Source organism: Actinomadura sp. J1-007 (assembly GCF_009793335.1).
GTDB classification, from domain to species: Bacteria; Actinomycetota; Actinomycetes; order Streptosporangiales; family Streptosporangiaceae; genus Spirillospora; species Spirillospora yumaensis.
On sequence record NZ_WING01000003.1, the window covers coordinates 933,929 to 959,806 of the forward strand.

General features: G+C 71.4%; 17 protein-coding genes and 3 pseudogenes. 7 read left to right on the top strand and 13 right to left on the bottom strand.

Translation table 11 applies throughout. The features are described from left to right. Positions 1-23 precede the first annotated feature (23 nt). The 11 genes and pseudogenes from GEV43_RS45695 to GEV43_RS45730 all read right to left on the bottom strand — a co-directional run bounded on the left by GEV43_RS45695 (position 24) and on the right by GEV43_RS45730 (position 10,372). Positions 24-1,703 carry an FAD-dependent oxidoreductase gene (locus GEV43_RS45695; RefSeq protein ID WP_206681736.1) on the bottom strand — a complete coding sequence of 560 codons (1,680 nt, stop codon included), beginning with the start codon at positions 1,701-1,703 and terminating at the stop codon, positions 24-26. Between the two features lie 10 nt (positions 1,704-1,713). Further along, positions 1,714-2,627 (bottom strand): annotated as a pseudogene (locus tag GEV43_RS56890) (diiron oxygenase). A 73-nt stretch (positions 2,628-2,700) separates the two neighbouring features. Then, complete coding sequence (locus GEV43_RS48935) at positions 2,701-2,976, bottom strand: inositol monophosphatase family protein (RefSeq protein ID WP_206681737.1); 276 nt, start codon at positions 2,974-2,976, stop codon at positions 2,701-2,703. Positions 2,977-3,196: 220 nt separating this feature from the next. Continuing rightward, positions 3,197-3,268 (bottom strand): annotated as a pseudogene (locus GEV43_RS56895) (hypothetical protein); the annotation flags it as partial. Then, positions 3,235-3,513, bottom strand: coding sequence for an inositol monophosphatase family protein (locus GEV43_RS48945; protein ID WP_206681738.1), 279 nt, complete (start codon positions 3,511-3,513; stop codon positions 3,235-3,237). The pseudogene GEV43_RS56895 and the gene GEV43_RS48945, both read right to left, overlap by 34 nt. Positions 3,514-3,640: 127 nt before the next feature. Continuing rightward, positions 3,641-4,867, bottom strand: a complete 1,227-nt coding sequence (locus GEV43_RS45710; RefSeq protein ID WP_206681739.1) for an aspartyl protease family protein — start codon at positions 4,865-4,867, stop codon at positions 3,641-3,643. A gap of 143 nt (positions 4,868-5,010) precedes the next feature. Beyond that, entirely contained in the window at positions 5,011-6,213 is a 1,203-nt protein-coding gene (locus GEV43_RS45715; protein WP_160826808.1) for a M20 family metallopeptidase, read from the bottom strand. 212 nt (positions 6,214-6,425) lie between these two features. After that, positions 6,426-7,412: an alpha/beta hydrolase gene (locus tag GEV43_RS45720; RefSeq protein WP_160826809.1), complete on the bottom strand. Its 987-nt coding sequence runs from the start codon at positions 7,410-7,412 to the stop codon at positions 6,426-6,428. A 355-nt stretch (positions 7,413-7,767) separates the two neighbouring features. Continuing rightward, positions 7,768-8,397 carry an FAD-dependent monooxygenase gene (locus tag GEV43_RS53000; protein ID WP_241684534.1) on the bottom strand — a complete coding sequence of 210 codons (630 nt, stop codon included), beginning with the start codon at positions 8,395-8,397 and terminating at the stop codon, positions 7,768-7,770. Next, positions 8,289-8,981, bottom strand: a complete 693-nt coding sequence (locus GEV43_RS48955) for an FAD-dependent monooxygenase (protein WP_206681741.1) — start codon at positions 8,979-8,981, stop codon at positions 8,289-8,291. The genes GEV43_RS53000 and GEV43_RS48955 overlap by 109 nt, the downstream gene beginning before the upstream one ends. Continuing rightward, positions 8,978-10,372 (bottom strand): MFS transporter, encoded by a 1,395-nt coding sequence (locus tag GEV43_RS45730; RefSeq protein ID WP_160826810.1) that lies wholly within the window; start codon positions 10,370-10,372, stop codon positions 8,978-8,980. Before GEV43_RS45730 ends, GEV43_RS48955 begins: the two co-directional genes overlap by 4 nt. 286 nt (positions 10,373-10,658) lie before the next feature. Here GEV43_RS45730 and GEV43_RS55760 point away from each other — a divergent pair, with 286 nt between their 5' ends. The 4 genes and pseudogenes from GEV43_RS55760 to GEV43_RS53010 all read left to right on the top strand — a co-directional run bounded on the left by GEV43_RS55760 (position 10,659) and on the right by GEV43_RS53010 (position 12,020). Further along, the gene (locus GEV43_RS55760) at positions 10,659-10,931 is read left to right on the top strand and encodes a hypothetical protein (protein WP_309240344.1); all 273 of its coding nucleotides are present in this window, start codon (positions 10,659-10,661) and stop codon (positions 10,929-10,931) included. Continuing rightward, on the top strand, positions 10,928-11,164 hold the full coding sequence (locus tag GEV43_RS55765; protein WP_309240345.1) for a hypothetical protein: 237 nt from the start codon (positions 10,928-10,930) through the stop codon (positions 11,162-11,164). The genes GEV43_RS55760 and GEV43_RS55765 overlap by 4 nt, the downstream gene beginning before the upstream one ends. Positions 11,165-11,217: 53 nt before the next feature. After that, positions 11,218-11,484, top strand: a pseudogene (locus tag GEV43_RS53005) (MerR family transcriptional regulator); the annotation flags it as partial. Positions 11,485-11,669: 185 nt separating this feature from the next. Beyond that, positions 11,670-12,020 carry a TipAS antibiotic-recognition domain-containing protein gene (locus GEV43_RS53010; RefSeq protein ID WP_241684535.1) on the top strand — a complete coding sequence of 117 codons (351 nt, stop codon included), beginning with the start codon at positions 11,670-11,672 and terminating at the stop codon, positions 12,018-12,020. A gap of 78 nt (positions 12,021-12,098) precedes the next feature. Here GEV43_RS53010 and GEV43_RS45745 read toward each other — a convergent pair whose 3' ends face one another. Both GEV43_RS45745 and GEV43_RS45750 read right to left on the bottom strand, forming a co-directional pair. Continuing rightward, positions 12,099-12,431, bottom strand: a complete 333-nt coding sequence (locus GEV43_RS45745; protein ID WP_160826811.1) for a hypothetical protein — start codon at positions 12,429-12,431, stop codon at positions 12,099-12,101. Beyond that, positions 12,428-13,321, bottom strand: coding sequence for a hypothetical protein (locus tag GEV43_RS45750; RefSeq protein WP_160826812.1), 894 nt, complete (start codon positions 13,319-13,321; stop codon positions 12,428-12,430). The genes GEV43_RS45745 and GEV43_RS45750 overlap by 4 nt, the downstream gene beginning before the upstream one ends. 918 nt (positions 13,322-14,239) lie before the next feature. On the opposite strand from GEV43_RS45750, the gene GEV43_RS55770 reads away from it, so the two are divergent. Genes GEV43_RS55770 through GEV43_RS45765 form a run of 3 tightly spaced genes read left to right on the top strand, consistent with a single transcriptional unit; the run spans position 14,240 to position 25,841 of the window. Further along, a complete protein-coding gene (locus tag GEV43_RS55770) occupies positions 14,240-15,853 on the top strand; it encodes a phospholipase D-like domain-containing protein (RefSeq protein WP_160826813.1) in 1,614 nt (537 codons plus the stop codon). Beyond that, entirely contained in the window at positions 15,850-25,638 is a 9,789-nt protein-coding gene (locus tag GEV43_RS45760) for a hypothetical protein (RefSeq protein WP_160826814.1), read from the top strand. Before GEV43_RS55770 ends, GEV43_RS45760 begins: the two co-directional genes overlap by 4 nt. Continuing rightward, positions 25,638-25,841, top strand: a complete 204-nt coding sequence (locus GEV43_RS45765; protein WP_160826815.1) for a hypothetical protein — start codon at positions 25,638-25,640, stop codon at positions 25,839-25,841. The genes GEV43_RS45760 and GEV43_RS45765 overlap by 1 nt, the downstream gene beginning before the upstream one ends. Positions 25,842-25,878: the final 37 nt, after the last annotated feature.

Genomic DNA, 25,878 nt, shown 5'->3' on the forward strand with positions numbered 1-25,878 from the left:
CCGTCCGGCGTTCCGCGCTGCCTTCAGGGGTGCTGCGGGCCGCCCGTCCTGGTGTCAGGAGCGGAGGCGGCGGCGGGTCCTGGAGGCGGCCAGGAGTTCGGGGAACGTGGCCAGTTTGCTGCGGGCCTGCCGCTGCGCCTTCCGCGCGCCAGCTCGGCGCGTTCGATCGCGGCGAGGCCGCGCGCGTCGACCACGTGGCGGTTGCGGTGCCGCACCAGCCTGCGGAACGCCTTCGCCGAACCCGTCGGCGCCGGCAGGTCGCCCTGGACGGCGTCGGCCAGCAGCGTCCCGACGGTCTGCGCGGCGCAGGCGCGGTTGGCGCCGATGCCGCCCGTCGGCCCGCGTTTGATCCACCCCACGACATAGGTCCCGGGGCGGCCGACGACCCGGCCGTCCACGTGCGGGACGGTGCCCGTGGCCTCCTCGAAGGGCAGCCCGGGGATCGGGGAGCCCCGGTAGCCGATCGCCCGCAGCAGCATCCCCGTGGGGATCTCCACCTCGCCGGACCCGGACGTCACGCGCACGCCGCGGACCGCGTCGCCGCCGAGCACCTCCACGGGCGCGGAGTGGAACCGGAAGACGATGCGGCGGCCCTCCGGAGGCGGGCTCGTCCAGTCGACCTTCGTGCGGGCGACGTCCCGGAGGAGACCGGCCTTGTCCCGCGGTCCGGCCGCGTCGATCGCCGCTCCCGTCCGCGGGTCGCCGTCGTCCACGACGAGCTCCACGCCGGGCAGGTGGGTCAGCGCGAGCAGTTCGGAACGGGTGTACGCGGCGTCCTCCGGGCCCCGCCGTCCCAGCAGGACGACCTCCCGCACGTCGCTTCCGCGCAGTGCCCGCAGGGCGTGGTCGGCGATGTCCGTCCCGGCCAGATGGCCGTCGTCCGCGACCAGGATGCGGGCGACGTCGAGCGCGACGTTGCCGTTGCCGACCACGACCACGCGTTCGGTGGACAGGTCGACGGCGTCCGCCGCGGTCTCGGGGTGTGCGTTGTACCAGGCGACGAACGCGGTGGCCGAGGTGCTGCCGGGCAGGTCCTCACCCGGGATGCCCAGCCGGCGGTCGCGGGAGGCGCCGACCGCGTAGACGACCGCGTCATGGTGCGCGGCGAGCTCGTCCACGGTGACGTCCTGGCCGACGTGCAGGCCGAGGAGCATCCGGACGCGGGGATGGGTGTGGAAGCGGGCGAACGTCTCGCCGATCCTCTTGGTCGCCGGATGGTCCGGGGCCACCCCGTACCGGACGAGGCCGCCCGCCACCGGGAGCCGGTCGATCAGCGTGACCTCGGCGTTGGTGTGCAGGAGCAGGTCCTCGGCGGCGTACATGCCCGCCGGGCCGGTGCCGACGACCGCGACGCGGATCGGCGCGAAGTCGGACGGCAGGTTGCGCTCGAACGCCGGCTCCTCCCACGGATGGAAGATCGGGCTCCCGTCGCGGGCGGCGGGCGTCCCGGCGTCCGCGAAGTGGTCCGCGTTGATCCGCGCGTACTCCTTCTGCGGGCCGGGCAGCGTGTCCAGCGGGTAGATCGCGTCCACCGGGCAGGCGTCGACGCAGGCGCCGCAGTCGATGCAGGACGCCGGGTCGATGTAGAGCATCTCGGCGGCGGCGAACCCGGGTTCCTGCGGCGTCGGGTGGATGCAGTTGACCGGGCACACGGCGACGCACGTGGCGTCGCCGCAGCAGGTCTGGGTGATGACGTGGGTCATGTGCGCGGGCTCAGATCAGGTTGGCGCGCTTGTAGAACCTCAGGGACGGCTTGGTGAGCAGCCGCGCCGAGGCCAGGAACTCCATGAGCCCGGAGCAGCTGGAGCGCAGCATCGCCTTGTGGTGCTCGTTGGCCTTCGCCTCGCGGACGGCGCGCTCGACGTCGAGGCCGGCCCTGGCGTACACCTTCTCGGTCACCATGCTGGTGACGATCACGTACGAGGCGACCGCGACGACGAACGCCTGGATCTGGAGCCTCAGCCAGCTTGCGTTCTCCAGGCGCTTGAGGGTCTCGTCGCGGGCGAAGCGCATGTGCCGCGACTCCTCCACGACGTGGATGTTGTTGATCGTGCGCACGAACGGCACGACGCGCTCGTCCCGCATCCAGTCGCGCTGCATGACGTCGAGGACCTCCTCGGCGACCAGGATCGCGGCGTACGCGGCCTCGCCGAACGCGAGCGTCTTGAACGCCCGGCCGAGCTCGACCACGAGGCGGCGGGGCCGGTAGGCGGGCGCCCGCAGCTTCCTGGCCCGCGGGCGAACATGATCGAGTGCCGGCACTCGTCCGCGATCTCGGTGAGGGCCCACTGGACCCGCTCGTCCGTGGGGTCCTTGCCGTAGACGTCGCGCAGCATCATCTGCTGGAGGATCATCTCGAACCAGATGCCGGTGCTGGCCACCGACGCCGCCTCCTGGCGCGTCAGCTCCTTGCGCTGCGCCTCGGTCAGCTCGTCCCAGTACGCGGTGCCGTAAAGGGTGCTCCACTCGGGACTCGCGCCGTGGAAGTCCTCGTCCAGCGGCGTGTCCCAGTCGACCTCGACGTTCGGGTCGTAGGAGAGCTTGGCCGATGATTCGAGCAGTCGACCGGCGACGTCGCTCTCCACAGGCTGGTCCTGGACGTCCCGTTGGGCGATATGGCGTGCCATGGTGGGCTCCTTCCAGCTAGGTCGCCGATACTAGTCAGTAAGCTACTTATTGGTAAGGAGTTTGTGGCCGACCTCACCCGCCCCTTTTGCCCTGATTGCCGATGATGCTGAGCAGCGCCGCGTGGGTGCCGTGATCGGCCGCGGCGACGAGCCCGCCGGGGCCGGTGTGCAGGGGCTGGCCGCGGATGCCGGTCACCACGCACCCGGCCGCCCGGCACAGCGCGATCCCGCTGGTGAAGTGGACGCTGTCGTTCAGGTGCCCGTCGGTGACGTAGGCGGCCCGCCGGCCGGCCGCCACCCACGCCACGGCCAGGGACGTGCAGACGACCCGCGGCCGGAACCGCTCCATGAACGCCGCGTCCCGAGAAGGCCGGCCGCCCGGAAGCCCGGCGCGTTGGGGAACGGCGGATCGAGGTGCACGTCCACCAGGTTCGATGCGGGCGACGGCACGAGGTCCCGGTCGTGGCCGTCGCGCCGTACCCGGGCGCCCTCGCCGTCCGTCCAGAAGACCTCCCCGCGAACGGATCGGCCGACGCCGCGGCCGTCACGGCGGACCCGACGCGCAAGGCGACGTTCACCGCGACCAGTGTGGTATCAGCGGCGTAGTTCAACGTGCCGCACAGGGGATCGACCAGCCACATGCGGTCCGTGCCGTCCCCGCCGGAACGCCCGCTCTCCTCCCCGTCACGGCGTCGTCCGGCCGGGCCGTCCGGATGAGGTCGACAATGGTCCTCTCGGCTTCGAGGTCCGCGGCGGTGGCGAAATCGCCTCCGCCTTTTCCGTACTTCGCCTGGGTCGTCCCGTACATACCGCGGACGACGGCGGCTCCCGCCTGCGCCGCCGCCACGGCCAATCGCGCATCGGGACTCATGTTCTCGAACGGCATCCGCGCAGGATATCCGCGCACCTTTGAAACCGGGAGGCGTTTCAGCCGCGGGCGACGGACAAGGTCATGGCGGTGTAGTCGAAAGTGACGGCGAACGGCTTGAAGAATTCGTGCGTGAAGTTGGCGATCAGGTCGAAGCCGAACTGCGCGGACTGGCCGGCCCGGGGAGCCCGGGGAACGCCTTCTCCGCCGCGTGGCCGCGCACGTTCCGCCCGACCGCCCCGCCGAGGCTGATCCGGTCGGCCGTGACCGGGTAGGTCCTGTGCCCGAACCGGTCGGACGGGTGCTCGTAGTCCACCGCGAGGCCGACCCGTTCGGCGATCTCCACCGTGGTGTCGAGGGCGCTGGCGATGCCGCCGGTGTCGACGGTGACCATGCGCGGCCCGTAATCGCGGAGGCTGCCCACCGTGCACGGGAAATGGTCGCCCGCGAGCCACAGCGGGAGCCGGTTCCGGCTGGGGAATCCCTTTTGCGGAGTCCTGCTCTTGCGCCGCAATATCAGGGCCCGGCCGGCGTAATCCATCGTGGTCAGGAAGTGATAGAAGATCGTCGTTCCGAAGGCGCCCGCCGGCTGCGAGCCGTCGGGCATGGGCGGCCTCTGCGTGTCGTTCCACTGGACCGGGATGTCGCGGATCTCGAAATCCCCGATCCTGAACGAGTCCAGGACGCCGAAGTACAGGGTCACCGGATGGGTGTCGACCACGCCTCCCGACATGCTGGCCAGCGCGCGCAGCCCCGCCTCCTCCGCCGCCTGCGCCGACAGGTCGAGCGTCGCGTACGTGTCGAGGAGGTACTTCTTCGGCGCCCCGCCGTTCACCGACGCCTCCACGCTGGGCACGGGGTCAAGGGTGTGGAACGGCACGCGCGTGCCTGCGGGGCCGTGTATCTGCCAGGGCGTACCGGGGAGATGGTCGAAGACGGTGGCGTACGCCGCGTCCCGCTGGCCACCGGTCTGCCGGAGCAACGGCACAGCGCGCGCGAGCTGGTCCTGCCGCACGAAACACTCGGCGAGCCGTTGTTTCGAGGCGACGTCCCTGGGATTCAACCGGACCGCACGTGCCAGGAAGCTCTCGGCCGTGCGGAACCTGTTGGACAGCAGCGCGATGTAACCGACCTGCGCGGCGGCGCGTGCCTCCCGCGGATTCTGGCGCAGCACGCGTCGATAACCGCGTTCGGCCGCGGTGAACCTGCCCTCCTTGAACAGCCGGTCGGGCTCCTCGACGGACGCGTCGGCCCCACTCGCGTCCGCGCTCGCGCTCGTCGGCGAGAACGCCGCGCCGGCGACTGCGGCCAGGCCGGTCGCGGCCAAGAATGCGCGCCGGTCGGGTACGGGGAGATCAGCCGGAGGCGCCATGCCGTGCTCCTCACATCGTGCGTCGGGTAACACGGCCATTGGTACACCCGCGGCTGTTTCCGTACCGTTTCCGTAGGCGCTCCCGGCCCCTGGGCCCCGTCCAGCCAAGCGGACACACCCGCCGCCGGACCGCAACGGGAGTGTCAGCTCGGCGCCTGGGTTCGTTCGGCCTCGAAGAAGCGCGTGACGGTGTCGCGGAGGATGGCGGCCTGCCGCCGTACCGCGGACAGGCGGACGTAGTCGTCGCCGAGGAGGTCCCCTTCCTCCGGCACGCCGAACATCACGGTGGGGATCCCCCGCGACGCCGGGCCGCCCGCGTCGAAGCTGCCGCCGTAGACCGTGTAGCGGGGCTCCCCCAGGTGCGTGCGGATCGACGCGGCCAGGGGGCCCAGAACGGCACGCCGCTCAGGCGGAAGGTAGGCCGGGAGCATCGCGACACCCGGCCGTACGCTGATCTCGCAGCCGGTACCGGCTCCTTCGAGGGCCGCGCGGATCTCGCTGGTCGCCGCGTCCGGGTCGCTGCCGGGCAGCAACCGCCGGTCAACGGTGATCCGCGCCGTGGCGGGGAGGGTGTGCGGCGCGAGGGGCTCGTACCGCACCTGGTACGGGACGACCTGTTCGTGTCCGAGTTCCGGGTGCGAACGTGTCCGTACGACGGCATCGAGCTCGCCGAGCCGCCGCACGACGTCCGCTGCCGCGTCGATGACCCGTCCCTGAGCGGGCGGAGCGGAGGAATGCGCCGTCGTCCCCTGGATGTCAACGAGCACGTCCACGCGTCCCCGGTTGCCGACCGAAACGTCGAATCCGGTGGGGAACAGCTGGACGACAAGGTCCGGCGTCTGCGGAAGGCCGTCGAGGATCGCGTTCGAGCAGTCGTGGCTGCTGCGGCCCTCGTTGTTGACGCAGAGCAGCAGAGTGCCGCGCAGCGGAACGCGCTCGGTGATGATCCAGCGGGCCAGGTCGAGGAGGCACGCCTGGTGGGCCTTGTTCTGGGTGACGCCTTGGCCGAACACGCACGGTTCGTCGATGCCGAGCTCGGTGGGCGTCCGGATGCGTCCCGACCAGGGCTCGGCCATCAGGTTGTGGTGCTGGGTGGGCGTGTAGGCCATGAGCGCGAGGCAGGGCCCGCCGCCGTCCCCGAGCCGTACCGCGAACTGGTTGCGCGGCAGGTCGATGACGTCGGCCCCGAGCCCCCGGAACATCGGCCGCAGGCACTCCTGAACGTAATGCCGCAGCGTCGGATGGTCCGGCTCGATCAGCGTGTCCGCACCGAGCGGCACCGCCGACGGCACGCGAGCGAGCGCCACCAGATCGGCCACCAGCTCCTCCTCAGGCGGGACGGGCATAGACAACTCCTTGATCGTTCGGGATGGGCGACGGCACCCCGTTAGGCCAGAACCCCGTCGCCACCACGTCCGCTACTTTGTCCTCCCGCACCGACAGCACGAAAGATCACCCCACCCAAGCGCGCCCCGCCGCGTACACCCTCCGAACCGCCGGGCCGTCCGCACCTCTGGCTGACCACGCGGAGGCACGCCGCACCGGCGCCAGGGGCCCGTCATCCCGCGAACTGCTCCCGGAGGAAGGCGACGATCTCCGTCCGTGCGGCCTTGGCCTGGGGCACCAGGTTCGGCATGCTGAGGAACGCGTGCGTCGCGCCGGGGTGTTCGGTGACCCGCGCGGGCGTGCCGGCCGCGCGCAGCCGTTCGGCGTAGCGGCGGCCGTGGTCGGCCACCGGGTCGATGGTCGGCACCACCACCAGCGCCGGGGCCAGCCCGCTCAGGTCGTCGGCGAGCAGCGGCGACATCGCGCGAGCGTCCGTTCCCGGCGGCACGGCGAGCTGCTCGAACAGCCGCATCTGCCCCATGTTGAGGGTCGGACTGTCGGCGTACCGCTTCATCGAGGCGTGGTCGAACCCCGCCGGGGTCACGTCGGCGACGGGGTTGGCCAGCACCTGGGCCCGCAGGCGCAGGCCGGAGTCCCTGGCGCGGATCGCCGCCAGAGCGGTGACCATCGAGCCGGTGCTCTCACCGAAGACGGCGGCCCGTGCCGGGTCGACTCCCCACTGCGCGGCGTCCGCCACCACGTGCCGGAGCACGTCCCAGCCGTCGTCGACGGCCGCCGCCAGCGGAGTCTCCGGGTCGAGGAGGCGGTGCTCGACCGAGACGACCACCGCGGGCAGTCGCGCGGCGAGGTGGCTGTTCACCCAGTCGCTCTGCGTCGCCGTGCCCACGAACCCGCCGCCGTGCACGTGGACCACCAAGGGCAGGCCCGCGCCCGTACCGTCGCGCTCGGACGAGGGCCGGTACACCCGGACCGGGACGCTCCGGTCGGGCAGCGCCACCTCCCGCCACCGGACCGCGGCACCGCGGTCCGGAAACCCGGTGATCAGCCGCGCCAGAGGTGACGCCCGCTTGCGGTTCACCTTCTCGCGCAGCGCGACCAGTTCCTCGGCCGTCATCGCCGCCCAGTCCGGCTCCTTGCCGAGGGCGTGCAGCACCCGGATGCCCAGCGGCGGCCGTTCCGTACCGGTGGCCTCGCCCATGTGTCCTCCTCAGCCCGAAGAATTTCGCTACCGCAAGTATCGCTACCGATGGTAGCGCAATGGGCTACCGTGTCGACATGCCCCGAGCGACCGCCTCCCCCAGACCGCCCGGTCGCCCGCGCTCCGGCGTCAACGACCTGGTCTTCGCCGCGACGCTGACCACGCTGGACGAGCTCGGCTACGCCCGCGCCACCGTCGACGCCCCTGGTGAACGCCGACGTCGAAGCGTTGGTCCACATGGTCCTCAGGCACTTCGCCGGACAACCCGAGGCGGCGTCACCGCGCCGCCCGAGAAGGCAGGGAGACCCACCGCGGGCCCGTGATGGGTCGGCTGCGGGTGGTTGGCGTGGTTGGGTCAGGGTGGCGGGGCGAGGTCCGGGAGGGTGAGGGCTGAGTGGGCTGGGCGAGGCGGCGTGGAAGGCATGGTGACGAGGGCGCGCAGCATGGTGTCGCGTTGCTCCAGGGCCTGCGCTGTGGTGGGGAAGAGCGTGGCCGCGCCGTTGTCGACCAGCGCCTGGTTCATGTCCGCGAATTCGCGTACGTCGCGTTCGTAGGCGGCGAAGGCGGCCGTGTGGTCGCGGTCGGTGGCCAGGGCGTGGGCGAGCATGTAGGCGCCGGCCAGGGCGAGGCTCGACCCTTGTCCGGTGAGGAACGAGGGTGCGTACGCGGCGTCGCCGACGAGCGCGACGCGGCCGCTGGACCAGCGGGGCATGCGGATCTGGCCGGCCGTGTCGAAGAACAGGTCGTCCGCTTCGCGCATGGCGTTGACCATGGCGGGGACCTCCCATCCAGCGCCCGCGAATACCGTGGCGACCAAGTCCCGCTGGGCGTCGGGGTTCCGGAGGGCATCGAACGGCGGGTCTGGTTGGTGGAAGTTCAGGAAGGCATGCAGCTCGTCGTTGTCTCCGACGGCGTAGAGGGCGGCGGCTTTTCCGGGGGCGTTCCACAATGTGAGCTCGTGGGAGAGCCCGAACGTGTTCGGCATCGTGAATATGGCGAAGCAGTAGCCGAGGTAGCGGTGGAACCGCTCTTCGGGCCGAACAGGACCTCCCGGGTATGCGAGTGCATACCGTCGGCGCCGATCACCAGGTCGAACGTGCGCCGTCGGCCACTGCGGAAAGCAACGTCGACTCCCCGTTCGGACTGGTCGAGCGTGTCGATGGAATCGCCGAACATGAATTCAACGTCGTCGCGTACCAGCGCGTAGAGGATGGCGGCCAGGTCTCCGCGGCGTACCTCGACGTCCTGTTCCTCGGTGCCGCCGGAAACGGCGCTCGGGGGGACCGAGACCAATCTGCTGCCATCGGCGTTGAGGAAGGTGCAGCGACGCGAGTCGATATGCGCCTCCTGGAGTTGCGGCAGGATTCCCATCCGCCGGGCCACCTCTATCGCGGTGCCGCGGACGTCGATCGGGTAACCGCCGCCGCGCAGTGCGCCTGCCTTCTCGACCACGGTGACCGCGAATCCGGACCGGTGCAGCCAGTACGCCAGCGCGGGTCCGGAGATACTGGCCCCTGAGATCAGGACTGTTCGCTTCATCACGTCCATCGGCGGGCTGGTAGATGTCATGTCCACGCTCCTTTCTTCATGAAACGGACGACGAGCAGGGAGAGCGCGGCGACGAGTCCGGCGACGGCGAATCCCGTGACGAAGGCCGATTCGGTCGGCTGGTCCGTTACCGGGTCGGCGCCGGCGGCGAGGATCGCGCCGCTGATCTGGGCTCCCAGGGCGACGCCGATCACGCGCGTCACGATGAGGAGGCCGGTGGCGACGCCGGTGTCGCCGGCCTCGACGGCGGTGGCGGTGCCGGCGAGCAACGCCGTGGTTCCGACGCCCGCGGCGAACGCGGTCAGCGCCTTCGCGAGGACGAGCTGCCACTCCGCGTCGTGCAGGGACGCCAGGGCGATCATCGTGGCCGCCGTGACGATGGCGCCCGCGATGAACACGGGACGCGGGCCGAAACGCCGCGCCGCGATCCCGCCGACCGAATCGCTCACCGCCCCGGCGATGACGCCGGGCATCAGGAACAGTCCGATATCGGTGGTGCCGACTCCGAAGCCGTACCCGTCAGCCGATATCGCGAACAGTTGCGGGAGCAGGAAGACGACCATTCCCGAACTGGTGGTCATGGCGAACGTGAGCACGCACGCATTCCACATCGCAGGCTTCGCCAGCATCCGCGGATCGACCATCGGCGAGGCCGCGCGGCGTTCGACGGCGACCCATCCGGCCGCGAGTGCGGCCGCGAGCGCCGCGAGGGCGCCGACCGCGAGCGGCGGCAGGTCGGTGCTCGTCACCGTCACGAGCCCGAGCATGAACGCGAGCAGCGTGCCGCTCAGCAGAACGACGCCGGGCCAGTCGATCCCGCCGTCCGAACGGATCGGCGGATCGTGCGGCATCAGCCGGGTCACGGCCAGCGTCGCCGCGATGATCGTGATCGTCGGCAGCGCGAACATCCAATGCCAGGACAGCCCTTCCGCGAGCGGGCCGGCGATCAGTATTCCCACCATTCCGCCGCCCGCGAAGAGCGCGACGACCAGTCCCATCGCCGCCTGCGACTCCCCTATCGGAAGGTGTTTGCGCACCAGGATGAAGGAGAGGGGAAGGGCGCCCACCATCACGCCCTGCAAGACCTGTCCGAGCAGCAACGCCGGCAGGTTAGGCGCCAGGCTCGCCAGCAGGCCACCGGCCGAGACCACGGCCATCAGCCGGACCAGCACCCGCTTTCCGCCGTAGCGGTCGCCGAGTTCGCCCACGACGGGTGTGATGACCGCGCCCGTGATGAGCAGCGTGTTGCCGACCAATGCCCCTTCGGCGGGACTGACCCCCAATTCCCGTTGCAGCAGCGGAAGCGCGGGTTCCACCACTGATTGCAGGGTGCCGAGGGCGAGTGCCAGAACGCCGAGGACACCGATCGACAGCCTCCCCATGCGGACCGGGAGAACCACTGCTTCGGACATAGACGTCCTTTTCATCGTCGTTGATAGCGAGCGCGGATCGGGCTTGAGAACGCCGGTACGGCCGCCGACGCCGAGCAGTTGAAGAATCCCTGCCGACAACCCTCCGGTCGTCGTCGCACCGCATCGATTCGGGCCTGGTGCGCCCGCAGTCCGCGGCGGCCGTCCCTCCCCCTCAGGGAGGAGCGGGACCGCGCATCTCACCGCAAGGCCCGCTGCCGTGGCGCTCCACCGCGGTTCGGACGCGACGGCTTGACCCTCACGTCGCGTCAGGCTTCACGATGAACGCGTGACCGACTACTACGAAGCATTCGAGATCAGCCCCGTCCCTCCGCCCGGACCCGACGCGACGCCGCCTGAGATCTACCGGGGCATCTACGGCATGCCGATGTTCGTCAGCGTGCCGACGTCGGATCTGGCCGGGTCCGTGGACTTCTGGACCCGCGGGCTCGGTTTCGTCGACCTGTTCACGATCCCCGGCCAGGTCACGCACCTTCGACGGTGGGCGTTCCAGGATGTCCTGCTCGTGCCGACCGGCGCCCCGGCGGCCCTCCGACGGTGAGCGTCAGCTTCGCCTGCGTGCTCGGCCAGGTCGAGGACATCGCGCGGGCCTGCACCGCGCTGGTGCCGGGATGTACGACGGGGCCGCGGCGGACTCCGTGGAGCACCCTGGATCTGGAGGTCGTCACGCCGGAGAACGCGCGCGTGATCATGACCGCGGCCCGGCTCCTCGACCCCGGCGGCGACGAGGCGCGCGACCTTGAGGCGCTCGGCATCCGACTCCCCGAACGGTGAGAGCGCGCAGGTCGGACGCGCATGCCAGACTCCACGGCGTGACCGACATCGCGATGAACGACGCCGCGGGACCCGGCGGGCTGACCGTCGGGGCCGCGGCGTCGCACGCCGGGGTCACCGTCCGCACCCTCCATCACTGGGACGCGATCGGGCTCGTCCGCCCCTCCGGGCGAACGGATGGCGGCTACCGGCTCTACTCCGCGGCCGATGTCGCACGCATCCACCGGGTGCTCATCTACCGCGAGCTCGGCCTGCCCCTCGACGGCATCGGCGAACTCCTCGACGCTCCGACGGCCGACCTGACCGCGCCACTGAGGCAGCAGCGCACACAACTGCTCGATCGCATCTCCCGGTTGCAGGCGATGGTCGATGCGGTCGACCGCCTGATCGAAGCTGCGAACGTCGGCATCCTGCTCTCCGCGGAGGAGCAGGTCGCGATCTTCGGGCAGCGTTGGAAGCCGTCATGGGCAGCGGGCGCACGTGACCGGTGGGGCGGCACGGCCCAATGGGCGCAGTACGCCGAACGCGCCGCGGGCATGGCCCCGAGGATTGGCAGCGGATCGCCGACGACATCGCGACGCTGGAGAACGACCTGGCAGCGGCCGAACGCACGGGCGTCGAGCCGGGAAGTGCCGAAGCCAACGCGCTGGCGGAACGGCACAGAGCCTCCATCGCCGTCTACTTCGACTGCACCCTTTCGATGCACGTTTGCCTGGGCAGGAAATACGCCGCCGACCCCGGCTTCGCGGCGTATTACGACGCCATCGAGCCGGGCCTGGCCGGCTGGCTCCGCGACATCATCGACGCCAACGCCCGCGATCAAGGCATCGACCCGGATTCGGCGACGTGGACTTGACGCACCCGCGCCTGCGCGTCCGCCTGCGCCCACGTCACCGAATGCGTGCCCGGTCATCACGGGGAACGGCCTATCCGCCTATCTCCTGAACCTGCCCAGCACTTCGAGGTCCGTAATGTACGCTTCGCTGGTCGTCACGGCCGGCGCGTCGATGCGCTTGTCGAAGACGAAGCTGTCGGTGGTCTCATTGGTTTGCAGCCACTGCGTCCCGTTCTTGTAAATGGTCAGGCCGCTGGCGACCACTTCCCCGGCGACGTTCAAATGCTGGAGGTCCACGCCGTTGATGTCGGCCTTGTCCGCTGCCACCGTCCCCCACTGCTGCGCGCCGTCGCGGTAAACGTTGATGCCGCCCTGCGGGAAACTGATCCAGCCATCACTCGTGGACCTTCCCTGAACCCACGAAGCGTTCACGCCGTTGACATCCGCCTTATCCGCCGCCACCGTCCCCCACTGCTGCCCACCGTCGCGATACACGTTGATGCCGTTTGAGGGAACGTGATCCAGCCGTCGTTGGTGTTGGTCCCCTGGATCCAGGGAGTGTGCATTCCGGTGGTGGCGGTGATGGTTTCGTAGGTGGGCCTGCTGATTTGGACGGTGGTGGTGAGGTGGTGTTCGCGCTGGGTGCCGGGGTCGGTGGCGATGAGGGTGTACGTGGTGTCGCGTTTGGGGCCGGTGCCGGGGCCGGGTTTCCATTCGCGCGCGCCGGGTGCGATCGCAGTTTTTGATCCGTCCGGCAGGCCGATCGCGTATTGAAGGGTGTCGGGCCCGTCCCAACGCAGAACGATGTCGTCTCCGTTGTCCACCTGGGTCCGGTCGGGACGGAAGTCGCGCGGAATGCTGGGGGCCTTCTTCACAACGCCCTGCGCGGCGTGGCGGGTGCCGGTTTTGAGATTGCCGTCGCCGCCGCGTGCGGTCTCGCTGATCGTCAGCACGGCCAGGCCCTCGGTCTCGTTGACCGGGATCTTCCGCAGGACCAGGACCAGGGATTCGCCGGAACGCAGGGTTCCGCCGCCGGCGGCGGGGGTCGCGCGGTAGGCGCCGGTGCGCGGGTCCCGGGCGAAGGCCGGTGGCGTGCCGCCCGGCACGGCCTGGGTCTCAGGCGCGATGGAGGCGTTGCTGGAGGCCAGGTCGGCGGCGTTCGCGCCGGCGGGCACCGTGACGTCGATGGTGGTCCAGGTGACGGAACGGTTGTGGTGGTTGGAGGCCAGCACGTAGACCGTGGCCTGCGAGGGCGCCCCGGTCCGTGAGACCTCCAGCGGCGCCGCGTCGGTGTGGAGGCTGTAGCTCAGCAGGCTGGGCATGGTGACGGCTCCTTCTCGGGGAGGACGGCGCAGGCCGGGCACGCGTCCGGGACGGACGGTCCGCGCGGGACCGGTCCGGCGGCGGCGACGGGCGGGCGCCCGAAGCGCACCGCGGGCGGCGCGCTGCGAAAGATCACCTCTAGATCCAAACGCCGGAATGGAACCGCGACAAGATCGCTCAAAGGGGATAGAACAGGGCGATTCGGCCATATTGGCAGGCTCTTGACAGCCAGTCGGATAGCGCGTTACCCGCCATCTCAGGCGAAGGTTTTTGACGGCGCACTTCCGCGCCGAGGCGGCGTCACCGCGCGGGGCGAGAGGCCGTTGGCGTACGGGGCGAGGCGCCGGGTCCCGCACCGGAGCAAGGACGAATCGAACACGTCTCCAGGCGCGCGGCGGCCAAACGGATAGCCGGGGACGAGCGGCTCCTTACGGCCCACGACCAGGCGATCTTGTACCACGCTCGCGCCGGACGCCGAGCGGCGGCGCGGGCGAAAGAATGCGCGGCAAGCCGGCCCGGCGTCGTTCCGGCTTCACACGGCCAGTTTCACGCCGCGTGATTTTCGGAATGATCCACTCGGACGCGATTCGGCGAGAATCGCCCATAGCGGCATGGAAGTTCTCCCGGTTTCCGCGATCTCGCGACGCACCGTGTCGGGCCGTTCGATCCGGATCGGGGATGGATGTCGACGCTGTATTCGATACAGCGCCGATGATCCGGCGACGGGAAGTCGCGCTGACCGGATCGGGCCGGGTAGTTGTGGAGGGTGGCCGCCTGTGGGAAAATCGGCCCATCGCTTCTCCCACCCTTTATCAGGCCGGGTTCTCCGTCATTCCCGGCCGATACGCGTTCACCGCTCTCTGCCATCAGAATGCCAGATTCCATCATGTAATGGCATATAGCTTCGGGGGTTTTCCGTGGCTGACATCGATGCTCTGAGAAAGAAATACTTCGTTCAGCCCGACGACACGGAACCCCCTTCGGAGCCGCTGCCGGCCACGTTCTCGGGCTGCCTGGTCACTCCACTGATCGACGGCGCCGCCTACTTCAACGACCTCGCCGCGGCGATCACGCCACTGGGCACGGGGACGCCCAGCGAGAACAGCGCCCAGTTCATCTACATCACCGGCTGGTGGGTCGGTTTCCTGGGCCACCCGCCCCCTCCCGGAAGGCCGCCGAGGGGATCGGAGCTCCCGTTCTCGCTCGACGGCTACGGAGCCTCGAATCTCATGATCGACGTGCTCAAGGCCAAGGCGCGCGCCGGAGTGGACGTCCGCGTCATGGGCTGGATCTCGTTCTCCGGAATGGCCGACTACGGCGTCGCGACCTCGTCGGTCCGGAACAAGATAGGCATCGCCGACATCAACCTGTCGACCATGGCCTCCATCCGCGAGTTGCGCAACGAACCCGCCCTCGCCGACAGGGCCTGCCTGAACATCATCGCCCATTCCGCCGGCGCGTCGCACACCAAGCTGGTGCTCGTCGGCAACGGCACCACCGCCACCGGCTACACCGGTGGGCTCGACCTGGTGAACGACCGGCACGGCGCCCCGCCGCACCCCGCCGGGCAGTGGCACGACGTGCAGGCGAAGGTCCAGGGCCCGGCGGTGCTCGCGATGTACGAGTTCTACCGCAACATCTGGAACGAGCTCCGGGCACGCGAGGTCAGGTCCTTCCGCGACGGCAATGTGAAGGTCGCCAGCCACACGCCCGGCACGCCCTACCTGCCGACGCGCAACCTGCCCACCACGCCGGTGGGCAAGCACCACGTCCAGTCGCTGCGGACCGTGCCGCGCTTCAACTACAAGAGCACCAACCTCCTGCCCGAGAACCAGAAGATCTCGTTCGCTCCCGACGGGCTGTTCGAGGTGCGCTCCGCCTGGTTCAACGCGGTCCTCACCGCCGAGCGCTACGTCTACATCGAGGACCAGGGGTTCTGGTCGGTGGACGTGATGGCCTGGCTGAACCGCGTCCTCAAGATCCGCGACGATCTCAAGGTGGTCCTGATCAAGGGGATCAACGACCCGAACGATCCGCCCATCCCCGCGTACGCCAACGTCGCGCTGTGGAACGGCCTGCTCCACGATCTGAACCCCCAGCAGCGCGGCCGGGTGCGCGCGTTCCTCCGCGACGTGTTCGTGCACACCAAGAGCACGATCGTCGACGACCACTGGGCGCTCATCGGCTCGGCCAACGCCTACCAGCGCAGCCTCTACAGCGACCTCGAGCACGCGGTGGGCCTGCTCGACGAGGAGGACGCGCTGGTGCGGCAGTACCGGACGCAACTCTGGGGCGACACCTTCGGCCTGATCGGCCCGGCCGAGCAGAGCAGGATCGCCGACCTCGACCAGGCGCTGCACGTCTGGGAGCCCGAGTGGGGCACCGCGGGCAGCGGCGTCACCCTGCCGTCCAACGTCGTTCCGCTCACGCTCCCCACCGCGGAGACGAGGCTCACCGACAGCGAGCAGGACCAACACGACCGCTACTACGACGTCGACTCGCGCTTCCCGTGGGGGGGTTGCCTGCCATGAGCAGCAGCATGTTCGTGACCGTCAACGAGTTCATGCGCGAGAAGTGGCCGTCCTTCCTGCCGAGGCCGTCCGACCCCGCCGTGCTCGACCACGTCTGGATCGAGCCGCCGCACACCACCGCCGACGTCGACCACGGCAGGCTGGCCACCCGCCTGCTGTTCGAGCGGGAACTCGTGCTGGGCCTGCCCGGCTTCGACGCGGTGAGCGTGGTGCTGGCCCCCGACAGCAGCCCGAGCGCGCCCGCCCAGCTGGGCTTCGCGATCGACGTGCTGCCGAAGACCGCCCTGCGCCTGACCGACGCGCCCGTCGCGCTGCGCTTCGGACCGGAGCTGCTGCGGCCCATGCGCAAGGTGACGAGCGGCGGCGACGCGCGCTACGAGCCCGATCCCGGACGCCCGTTCGTCCAGTTCACGGTGCCGAAGCTCAGCGGGAGCGCGGGCAGCGACGGCTTCAGCGCCGACGCGCCGTTCACCGCTCCCCTGCCGTACCCGGTGCAGATCGGCGACACGGGCGTGGTGATCGACAGCGCCACGGTCGGCTTCCACCAGGCGGGCGGCAAGGCGTGCCTGGTGCTGCAATGGAAGGAGGGCGCCCTCAACCGGCTGCTCGGCCGGTTCGTTCCCAACCTGGGCGACCGCAGCCCGGCGGGCGAGCAGCAGGTCACCCTGCGCCTGATCATCGGCGACGGGCTCGAAGAGGTGCGCCTCGACTGGCAGGCCGCGTCCGGCGCCGCGTTCGCGCTCCCCGGCCTCAGCGTGGGCGTCCCGGCGTCCAGCCGCTTCTCGCTGCTGCTGATGCGCCAGGGCGCGGGCCTCGGCCGCGCCGCGTTCGTCGTCACCCTGGCGGGGGACGGCCCGGTGACGGCGGGCAGCACGTTCGCGTGGGGCCGCGACGGCGACCGCGAGCTGCACAACGACGAGCCGCCCCAGCCGCCCGGCAAGCCCCTCTTCAGCGTCACGCTCGAACCGGCGGACGGGCCGCGCAGCCTGGTGCTGCTGGACGTCGCGCTCGGCGCTCCGAAGCTGCCCGGTTTCTTCCGCGAGCTGACCGCGCCGATCGCCCCGCTCGACCTCAACGACCCGGCGTCCCTCTGCAAGCCCGTGGCGTTCGACCCCGTGGACCTCCAGGACGGCTGGACGGCCAAGCTGAGCGTCAACATCGACGCGGGCGGCGGGGCGTTCACCCTGCCCTTCCTCAAGCAGGGCCAGGGCGACGACGCGCAGTTCCTCCAGCTCTACACCCCGACGCCGCTCGAAGGGCTGCCGATCACGCTGCCCCAGGGGGAGGTCGGCTTCGACATCGGGATGCGGCTGCGCGTACTGAGCCTCAGCTTCGACCTGCGGTGCCGCCTGACCTTCAGCCTCGGCACCTTCGCCCTCAAGGTCGACCACGACCAGGGGATCGAGCTGCGCGCGCCGGAGGCCGAGCGGGAGTTCCCCGACCTGTTCGGGATGCGTTGGCGGTTCAAGGGCAAGGAGCTGGCCGACAAGTCCTTCCACTACTTCACCATCGCCACGAAGGACTACCACTACCAGATCCAGCAGCCCGAAGGGGCGATGCTGGAGCTCGACTTCACGCGGGCCAGCGAGGAGCCGATCACCTTCAGCGTGCGGGACTTCGCGCTCACGCCGAAGGGCGTCAACCTCGCCGCCACCGTCACCGACCGCCCGGCCCGGCTCAACGGCCTGCGCACGCGGTTCCGCTTCACCGACAGCGGCTTCGTGATCCGCGAGAACCGCATCGCCGACTTCACCATCGCCGGCTCCGGCCCGCTGCCGCCCGACCTCGTGGGCGACGCCACGGCCGACATCGCCTTGCAGTTCGCCCAGCGTGAAGGCGGCGACCTCACCCTGGTGCAGGGCGCCGCGAACCTGCGCGGCGTCAAGCTGCTCGACTGCAAGGGCACGCGCTTCCAGTTCTCGGTCGACGCGCTCGGCCTGCGGTTCGTCGACGACGGCGCGTTCCACCTCTACTTCACCGTCACCGGCTCCGCCCGGTTCGTGCTGGCTCCGGGCGACGACGCGGACGGGCCGCTGGCCCTGCTCGGCAAGACCCGCATCGACCTCGTCCAGTGCCCGCTCACCGGCGACGCCCGGGTGATCGGCAAGCATGTGAAGTTCCTGGTCGAGCTGCCCAAGCCGAAGACGTTCAACTTCCTCGGCTGCTTCGAGATGGAGCTGCGCGCGATCGGCTTCGTTCCGCAGTGCGAGTTCTTCGGCGGCGACGGGGCCATGCAGGTGACCGGGCAGCTGAGGTTCGCCCAGGGGCCCGGCGACACGCCGGACTCGCGGCCCGACTACCACGAGCTGTTCATCGGCCTGCCGCTGCCGGGCGAGTTCGTGCCGCGCATCCACTTCACGCGGCTGGCGGTGAACCTCGCCATCGGCGCCGCCTTCCGGCTGAGCGGCGTGGTCGACTTCGTCGACGAGCCCGACCAGGCCGGGCTGGTCGGCGAGGGCATCGTCCAGATCCAGGGGCTGCCCGCCATCGCGGCCAGCTTCGGGTTCCTGCGCGTGCGCCGCGGCCCCGGCTCGCCCTGGGTGCGGGCCTGGTTCCTGTACCTGGAGATCCGCCAGGTCAGCTTCATGATCCCGGTCATCCAGATCTACCTGCGCGAGATCGGGATGGGCTTCGGCTACCGCTTCACCATCGCCGCGATCAAGGCCGCCGACGCCGAGAACGACGTCAAGAAGCTGCTCAAGACCCTGGAGGGCCTCTCGCGCACCCAGGGCGACCTGTCCAAGCGCGACCGCTGGGCGGTGGACCTGGAGGAGGCCGGGCAGGACCCGCGCTGGACGATCGTGCTGCGCGCGATGATCTCGCAGACCTCGGCCTCGGCCTCGCCCCTGCGGTACGAGGCGTTCGCCGAGGCCGACCTCGCCTGCATCTTCCTCGTCGACGCGATCATCGCCTTCCGCAGCGACCTGACGTTCTTCATGTCGGTGCGCGGCTGGTTCAACACCAACTACGCCGACTACGTCACCAACCGGGACGGCGCGCGCGAGAACCCCATCCTGAGCGGCTTCGTGCTGCTGTCGCCGCGCCAGAAGCGGTTCCTGGCCCACATCTCCAAGCCCGAGGGCGGCAAGCCGGGCGTCCATCCGCCGCTGCCCGACTTCGTCCGCGACGCGATCGCCGACAGCCGCTTCTCCGCCACCCTGCTGATCGAGCCGGGGCTGTTCCACTACGAGCTCGGCTGGCCCAACATGCTGCGCTGGCACACCAAGCTCGGCCCGCTGGCCGTGGAGATCGAGGGCGGGTTCATCTTCCGCGTCTCGACCACGGAGATGGTGCTCGGAACGAGCTTCCTGGCCCGCGGCAGGCTCGAACTGAGCGCCGGCGTCGACCTCGGGCTGGTCGGCATGCGGATCAGCGCCACCGCGCGGGTGGCGTTCGGCGCGCGCTACATCGGCGTGATCGACTTCCGCGACCCGACGGACAACTCGGCGGTGTACGGCGCGATCGGGCTGGAGGTGCAGATCTCCTTCGCCATCGAGTTCTGGATCAAGATCCCGCTGGTCTTCACCACCATCAAGCTCTCGTTCCGCTTCAGCCTAGAGATCACGTTCAGCGCCGGCCTGGAGATCGGCGTCAAGGGACTGAGCGTGCCCGGCGTGCGCGGCGCGGGCACCGTCGGCGTCTCCTGCTGCGGCCACAGCCTCCAGGCCAACGTCAAGGTGGCGTTCCAGGAGGACAACGTCCAGGCCGCCCTCGATCGCACCAAGGAGTTCCTGTCGCTCGGGCTGGAGGCCACCGAGGTCGAGCCGGTGCCGGGCACCGGGGGCGCGCTGGACGCCGCGCCCGCCTTCACGCGCCTGCTGGCCGCGCGCCGTCCCGCCCTGCCGCCGCGCGCCCTCGCGCCCCTGCTCGGCGAGAGGACGGCCGCCGAAGGCGACGTGTTCCACGTGCCCGGCTACGTCATCTTCGTGCTGCGCGACGCGCCCGCCTGGGACGACGAGCACAAGATCTACTTCGTGCTGCTGCCGCAGGGCGAACGGCCGCACCGGGACGCGCAGGGCCGGCTCGTCCTCGACGAGGAGGGCTTCCCGGTGGCGGAGCCCGAGCCGGGCTTCCTGCCGCCGCCCCCCGCCGAGGGCACCGCGGTCGCGAAGGACTTCGCGCTGCGCGTGCCGAAGCCGGCGGCCGGCGAGAACTACACGCTCCTGCACTTCGACCCGCTACCCGGTCCGCGGTTCGTCGACGTGAGCGGCGCGGTCGCCGCCGGCGAGCCGATCACCTGGGGGGTGAACTGGGCCGCGCGGGTCTACGCCGACGGCTCCGCCGAGCGCCGCGTCGTCAACCAGGCCACGGGAGCGCCGGGCGCCCCCGCGCCCCTGGAGGACGGGCTCAGCCTGGCGCAGCACCTCGCCAACGCCTTCAAGCAGCAGTACACCGGCGCGGGAGAGGCCGCGGTCGCCCGCCCGGTCGGCGACCCCGGCGCGCTGCCCGGTTACCGCCCGCCGGTCAGCGACCCGCGGGTGCAGAGCCCGTCCGACAGCTCCTTCGAGGCGGCCGTGCGGGGAGCGTACGAGCAGTTCGGCGGGTCGCCCTTCCTCAAGCACGACCCGCAGGAGCTGTACGCGCAGCTGCTGGAGTCGGCCTTCGACCCGCGTACGACGATCTACGCGGCGGACGGCGCCCAGGACGGCGACGATCCCGGCGCCGTCAGCGCGGTCCAGGCCGACCAGCAGGCCCACCAGCTCCGCGGTGTGATCATCCACGACCTCGTCTCCGACCTGCGCGCGTTCCACGCCGAGAGCAGCCAGGCCGAGCGCGACAAGCTGGTCGCCGGTTCGGCGGCCTTCCAGATGGGGCTGGTGTTCGCGGTGAAGACCGCCGACGACCGCCGTCCCGCCTGGCTCGACCAGGTGACGGCCGGACTGGACGGCCAGCCGTCGATCAGCCAGCGCGAACGGCCCGAGGCGACCGGGCCCGGCCCGAAGAGCGAGGCCGTGCGCGCCTTCAACGTCGCCCAGTCGCGGTTCGACCTGTTCCCGCCCGAGTTCGAGCAGGTGCGGCAGTACAGCGACGCGAGCACGATCGCCCTCGCCTGGGAGCTGGGCTGGCGGCGCCAGGCCGCGCCGGGGACGACCCGGGCCCAGAACGACCCCGACCACCACCTGGCCCACTACCTGGTGCGCCGGCGCGCCCTCGACGGCGACGAGGCCGAGCACACCACGACGGTGAAGCCGGTCAAGGTGCTGCACCGCCACACGACCGACGTCGCCGGCGCGGACGGGGACGGGCAGGCCACGCCGACCGACACGCTCTCGCTGCTCCAGCCGCGCTTCCAGGTGGTCGACCACTTCCCCGACACCGCGGGCGACCTCGCCGCGCTGCCGCGCGAGGGCCGCGGCTACGTCTACACGATCACGCCCGTCGACTTCGCGGGCGGCTCCGGGCGCCCGCTGACGCTGATCGCGACGCGCTACCCGAGCACGCCTCCCGCGGTGCCGGTGGACGGCGACCTCACGGTGAGCTACAGCATCGCCCCGTCCGACCTCGAACCGGCGGAAGGCGCGGCGACGCCCCAGGTGATGACGCCGCGCCAGGTCTACGTCGAGTGGAGCGAGCCGGCGCGCCAGAGCGGCCCTGCGGTGCCGGTCCGCACGTACCGGCTGGTCTTCCGCCGCGAGAGCACCGTGCCGATCGGCTCCTACGGCCTGGACAGCACGACCCAGCGCGGGCGCACCACCGGCCTGCCGACGTCGAACGCCCGTCCGCTGCCCACCGACATCAAGATCGACCTTGAGCACGTCTTCGGGCCGCCCGGCGCGCGCGGCGCGGTGATCCCGGTCGCCACCCTGCGCGAACGGGGCGTACTGCCCGACGGCGCGTGGCGTCCCGAGGCGTGGCGGGTCTTCTTCCAGACGGTCTCCGACCGCGACGTGCCCTCGGCCCTGGCGCCGGTGCAGCTCCTGCTCGCCGCCGAGGCGGTGGCCGCGCCGCCGACGTCCCCCGCGCCGGACGACCGCATCGAGCACTCGGGCAACCCGCGCGAGGAACGCCGTCCGGCGGAGCTGGAGTGGCTGCCGCGCCCGACCGCCTTCGGCGTGGTGCGGCCCGAGGACGAACGGGCGGAGCCGGGCGTGGCCCACGCGCCGATGCCGCTCCCGGACACCGCCCGATCCGAGGGGGAGAACGCCGCCCCGGTCCCGTTCGTCTTCACCGGGGACATCGGCGCGATCGTCGGGTTCCGGCCGCATCCCCAGGGCATCCGGGCGATCCGGTTCCGCTGGAACCAGGGCCCGAGCGGCGACGCCGCCTACCCGCTCGAACTCAACGCCGGCTACCGGCTGTACGAGCTGAACATCGACGCGGCCACGACCGACACGTTCGCCAGCGCGGCCCGGCTCGCCGAGGAACTGCGGCTGCTGCAAGAGGTCCAGATGCTCCCGGCCGAGGACCTGCCGCTCGTTCCCGGCGACACGTTGAACACCAGCCAGTGGGAAGCCTGGTACCCGGGAGCCGTCCAGCGTCGCCGCCGGCCCGATCCCACTGCCCAGGGCGTACGGGACGAGCGCGGGCCCTGGTACTCCTGGCAGGACTCCTACCTGGAGTGGCCGGAGTGGGAGGGCGTCACGCGGCCCGGCGGCAAGCGTGAGACCCCGCTGCATCCGCTGCTCGAACGCCTGGTGGAACGGCTGCGCGGGATGCGTCCCGGCAGCGGCACCGACCCGCAGGGCCGGATCTCGGACGGCTACGCCGCCGCCCTCCAGATCAGCCCGCCGACGCTGCCGAACGACCTCGCCGACTTCCTGGCCAGTTGCCCGCCGGGCGCGGACCGGTACGGCTGGGGCGCGCTCCAGCGCCTCGGCCTCGCGGTGACCTTCAGCCTCCACGACCCCGTCACGGGCACCGTGCGCGGTCCGAAGCTGCTGGAGCTGCTCCAAGGGCTCTTCACTCAGTTGGAAGGCGGCGGGTCCGACCCCGACGCCGCGGCTTTCGCCGCGTTCCGACGGCACCTCCATGTCGAGCTGCTGTTCCAGCCGGGACGCAGCGTCCAGCTCAGCGAACGGCCGGCCGAGGGCGACGATCTGCTGGCCCTGGTCCAGATCAGCCTGCGGCCCGCCGTCCGGCAGCGGCTGCGCTACCGCGCCGTCACGATCAGCGGGCGCTCGAACACCGAGGTCGAGGTGCGCTTCGCCCTCACCGCGCCGTGCAGCCTGGTCGAACGGCCCGACAGCGGGACCGGCCAGGCGGAGCTGGAACCGCAGCCGGCCCCGATCACCCGTACGGTCAGGCTGCCGCTCAACGGCGAAGCGGCCCTGCTCCTGCGCGGCGCGTCCCTCCCCGCGACGGTCGAGGTGCGTCCGTCGGCCAGGCTGAGCGTGGATCCGAAGCCGTTCGACCCGGCGATCGCGTCCCTGCTCAGCTATGACGCGGGACGCAAGCTGCTCAGCGCCGGCACCATGCTCAGCGCCGCCCAGATGGGGCTGCTGCGCCCCTCCCTCGCCCCGGCCGACCTCCAGGCCGCGGAGGGCCTGGCCGGGACGGTCCGGAACGAGGAGTTCGGCCCGACCGACGAGCGCACCAACCACTTCACCGTCGCGACCGAGGCGCTGGCCAAGCTGTTCGCCACCGCCGACGACGGCCTGCCCGAGCACGTCCAGTGGCTGCGGCTCAAGTACTACCTGGAGACGCTGAACAGCAACGACCCCAAGGTGCCGGACACCAGCAAGGTCACCCTGCCCACCGGCGAGGCCGAGATCGCCAAGGCGCTGCCCGACGTGCTGGCCTGGACGGCGCGCTTCTTCGACGCCAGCGGCGCGGTGGAGGCGGGGCAGGGCGGGCTGGGCGCGACGGGCGCCGGGCCCTGGGTGGCCGCGGCGTACCCGCGCGCGGGATCGCCCGCGCTGGCCACGCCCGACGCCGGCGGACGCCTGACGTACACCCAGCTGCTAGAGGACCGGTGGGCGCACACGCTGCGCTACTACTTCCAGCCGTACGGCCGGTACGACCTGCTCTGGCAGAGCCTGCGCCGTTCGCCCACGCTCTTCCCCGGCCGCGCCGCCGCCGAGGCCGGCGTCCCGGCGGTGGAGGTGGACCCGGCCGCGGGCGGGCTGGACGTGGTGATCGGGCGGACGCAGGCCGTCGACGCCCCGCTCGTCCTCGGCTCGCGTCGGCTCGACGAGCCGGCCACCCCGGCGCGCCCGCCGGCGCCCGGCGCGATCTGGGAGGTGATCGTCGCCCAGCACCACGAGCAGACCCTGGCCGAGCACAACCAGACCCTCGTCCGCCAGCTAGCGTTCCGGCAGATCGCCTTCAGCCTGCTGCGCCGCTTCGGCTACACGGGCTGGTACCACTGGGTGCGCGACTTCGCCGAGGAGCACGAGCGCGAGCTGCCCGTACGGCTCGTCGAGGGCGAGTACCCGGGCGTCCCCGACCGCCTGCCGGACCGGCCGGACCATCTCGTCCTCGACGGCACGGCCGATCAGGACGAGCTGCGCGGGCTGGACCTGCCCGAACGCGTCGGCGACTTCTCGCAGGGCGTCCTCGCCCTGCAGTGGCGCGCCCTGCCGTTCTACTACGAGCACCGCCTGCTGGTGATCGCCCAGACCGACGGGACCGTCTCGCCGGTCAACAGCGTCACCCAGCGCGACCTGACGTACCGTTCGCCGGTGCCGAGCGCGACCGTGAGCGGCGCGGACATCGTGTGGCACCGGCTGCCGCCGTTCCCCGCCGAGACCCCGGGCCCGCAGCTCCAGGCCGACACCCGCGTGCGCACGATCACCATCCCGCTGCGCCCGCTCTGGGACAGCCTGCCCGACGACGCCCAGGCGCGCTGGCCCGGCGAGAAGCCCGACCCGGCGAACGGCGCGGCGACCGCGCGCAAGCTCGGCGCCCTGCCCGACCCCGAGGTGGTGTACCAGATCGTCGAGCTGTTCAGCGGCAACATCGAGGTGCAGGCCGAGTGCTTCTTCGACCCGGTCGCCGGGAGGTTCGCCCACCGGCAGCTCGGCAAGCGGTTCCTGGTGGCGCGGACCACGCTGTCGCCCCCGGCGGGCGCGCTCGGCGACTTCCCGCTGGCGGTCGACCTGGTCCAGGTGAGCGAGGAGCAGCTCGGCAGCGGCTACTCCACGGCGGGCCTGCCGCCCGACACGCGCAACCGGGCGGCCATCGACGACCACGGCCGCCTGCTGTTCGCCGGGGTGATGACGCGGGCCGACCGCGACGCCCTGGTCGGGCTGGTGAACGCGCCGGACGCGGCGAAGATCCGGGAGCTGTTCGAGAGCTGGTACGTCACCGAGCCGGTGAGCGCCCCCGCGGGGAACCTGCCGAGCCGGCTCGCAGCGGTGATCGACTTCCTGCCGGCGCCGGCCCTGGCCCTGGTCTGGGAGGGGCCCTCGGACGCCGCCGCGGCGGACCTGCGGCGGCTGCCCGGCGACAGCGCCTTCACCGGGGCCGTCGCGAAGATCATCGAGCAGGCCGCGGGCGCGGGCCCGGACGCCGTCACCCGCGTGGAGATCCCCGCCGGGCCGGAGCAGATCCCCGCCGAGCTCCAGGGCAAGGCGGAGCCGGCGCGCAACGCGGCGGGCACGCAGTACACCACCCTCGGGTGGAACGGCGCGATGAGCGACGCGGACGCCGCCGCTCTGCGGCGCTGGGCCGCGTTCCCCGAGTTCGCCGACGCCGTGGAGAAGCTGATCGTCGCCGTGCGCGACGCCGCCGCGGGCGGCGCGCCGGCGTCCCCGGTCACGGTGCCGTTCACCGTCGCGGTACGTCCCGTCCAGGCGGGCTCAGCGGCGTCCTCGCCGGGAAGCTGCTGCTCGGCGCCGCGCTGATGCGCTACCACGGCATGATGCGCGCGGACGATCCGGCGGCGCTGGCGCCGTCCTACCCGGGGCGGCCCGACCGGCTCGCCCTCAAGCGGCTGCACCGCGCGAGCCAGGGCAGCGGAATGCGCGGGCGGTCGCTGGTGGTCCGCGCCCGCCGCGGCAGCGCCGCGCCGAGCGGGCCGCGGCCGATCGTCCCCTCGGACCTGTAGGCGCAATGGCCTTTGACGGCGGCCACCAAGGCCACGA

Bases quoted from the DNA above. Each gene is read 5' to 3' on its own strand.
- GEV43_RS48945 (WP_206681738.1), bottom strand. From the start codon at position 3,513: ATGCCGTTCGAGAACATGAGTCCCGATGCGCGATTGGCCGTGGCGGCG.
- GEV43_RS45720 (WP_160826809.1), bottom strand. From the start codon at position 7,412: ATGGGCGAGGCCACCGGTACGGAACGGCCGCCGCTGGGCATCCGGGTG.
- GEV43_RS48955 (WP_206681741.1), bottom strand. From the start codon at position 8,981: ATGACATCTACCAGCCCGCCGATGGACGTGATGAAGCGAACAGTCCTG.
- GEV43_RS45730 (WP_160826810.1), bottom strand. From the start codon at position 10,372: ATGTCCGAAGCAGTGGTTCTCCCGGTCCGCATGGGGAGGCTGTCGATC.
- GEV43_RS53000 (WP_241684534.1), bottom strand. From the start codon at position 8,397: ATGCCGAACACGTTCGGGCTCTCCCACGAGCTCACATTGTGGAACGCC.
- GEV43_RS45760 (WP_160826814.1), top strand. From the start codon at position 15,850: ATGAGCAGCAGCATGTTCGTGACCGTCAACGAGTTCATGCGCGAGAAG.
- GEV43_RS45695 (WP_206681736.1), bottom strand. From the start codon at position 1,703: ATGACCCACGTCATCACCCAGACCTGCTGCGGCGACGCCACGTGCGTC.
- GEV43_RS53010 (WP_241684535.1), top strand. From the start codon at position 11,670: ATGGGCGCAGTACGCCGAACGCGCCGCGGGCATGGCCCCGAGGATTGG.
- GEV43_RS45750 (WP_160826812.1), bottom strand. From the start codon at position 13,321: ATGCCCAGCCTGCTGAGCTACAGCCTCCACACCGACGCGGCGCCGCTG.
- GEV43_RS45710 (WP_206681739.1), bottom strand. From the start codon at position 4,867: ATGGCGCCTCCGGCTGATCTCCCCGTACCCGACCGGCGCGCATTCTTG.
- GEV43_RS45765 (WP_160826815.1), top strand. From the start codon at position 25,638: ATGCGCTACCACGGCATGATGCGCGCGGACGATCCGGCGGCGCTGGCG.
- GEV43_RS45715 (WP_160826808.1), bottom strand. From the start codon at position 6,213: ATGCCCGTCCCGCCTGAGGAGGAGCTGGTGGCCGATCTGGTGGCGCTC.
- GEV43_RS48935 (WP_206681737.1), bottom strand. From the start codon at position 2,976: ATGGAGCGGTTCCGGCCGCGGGTCGTCTGCACGTCCCTGGCCGTGGCG.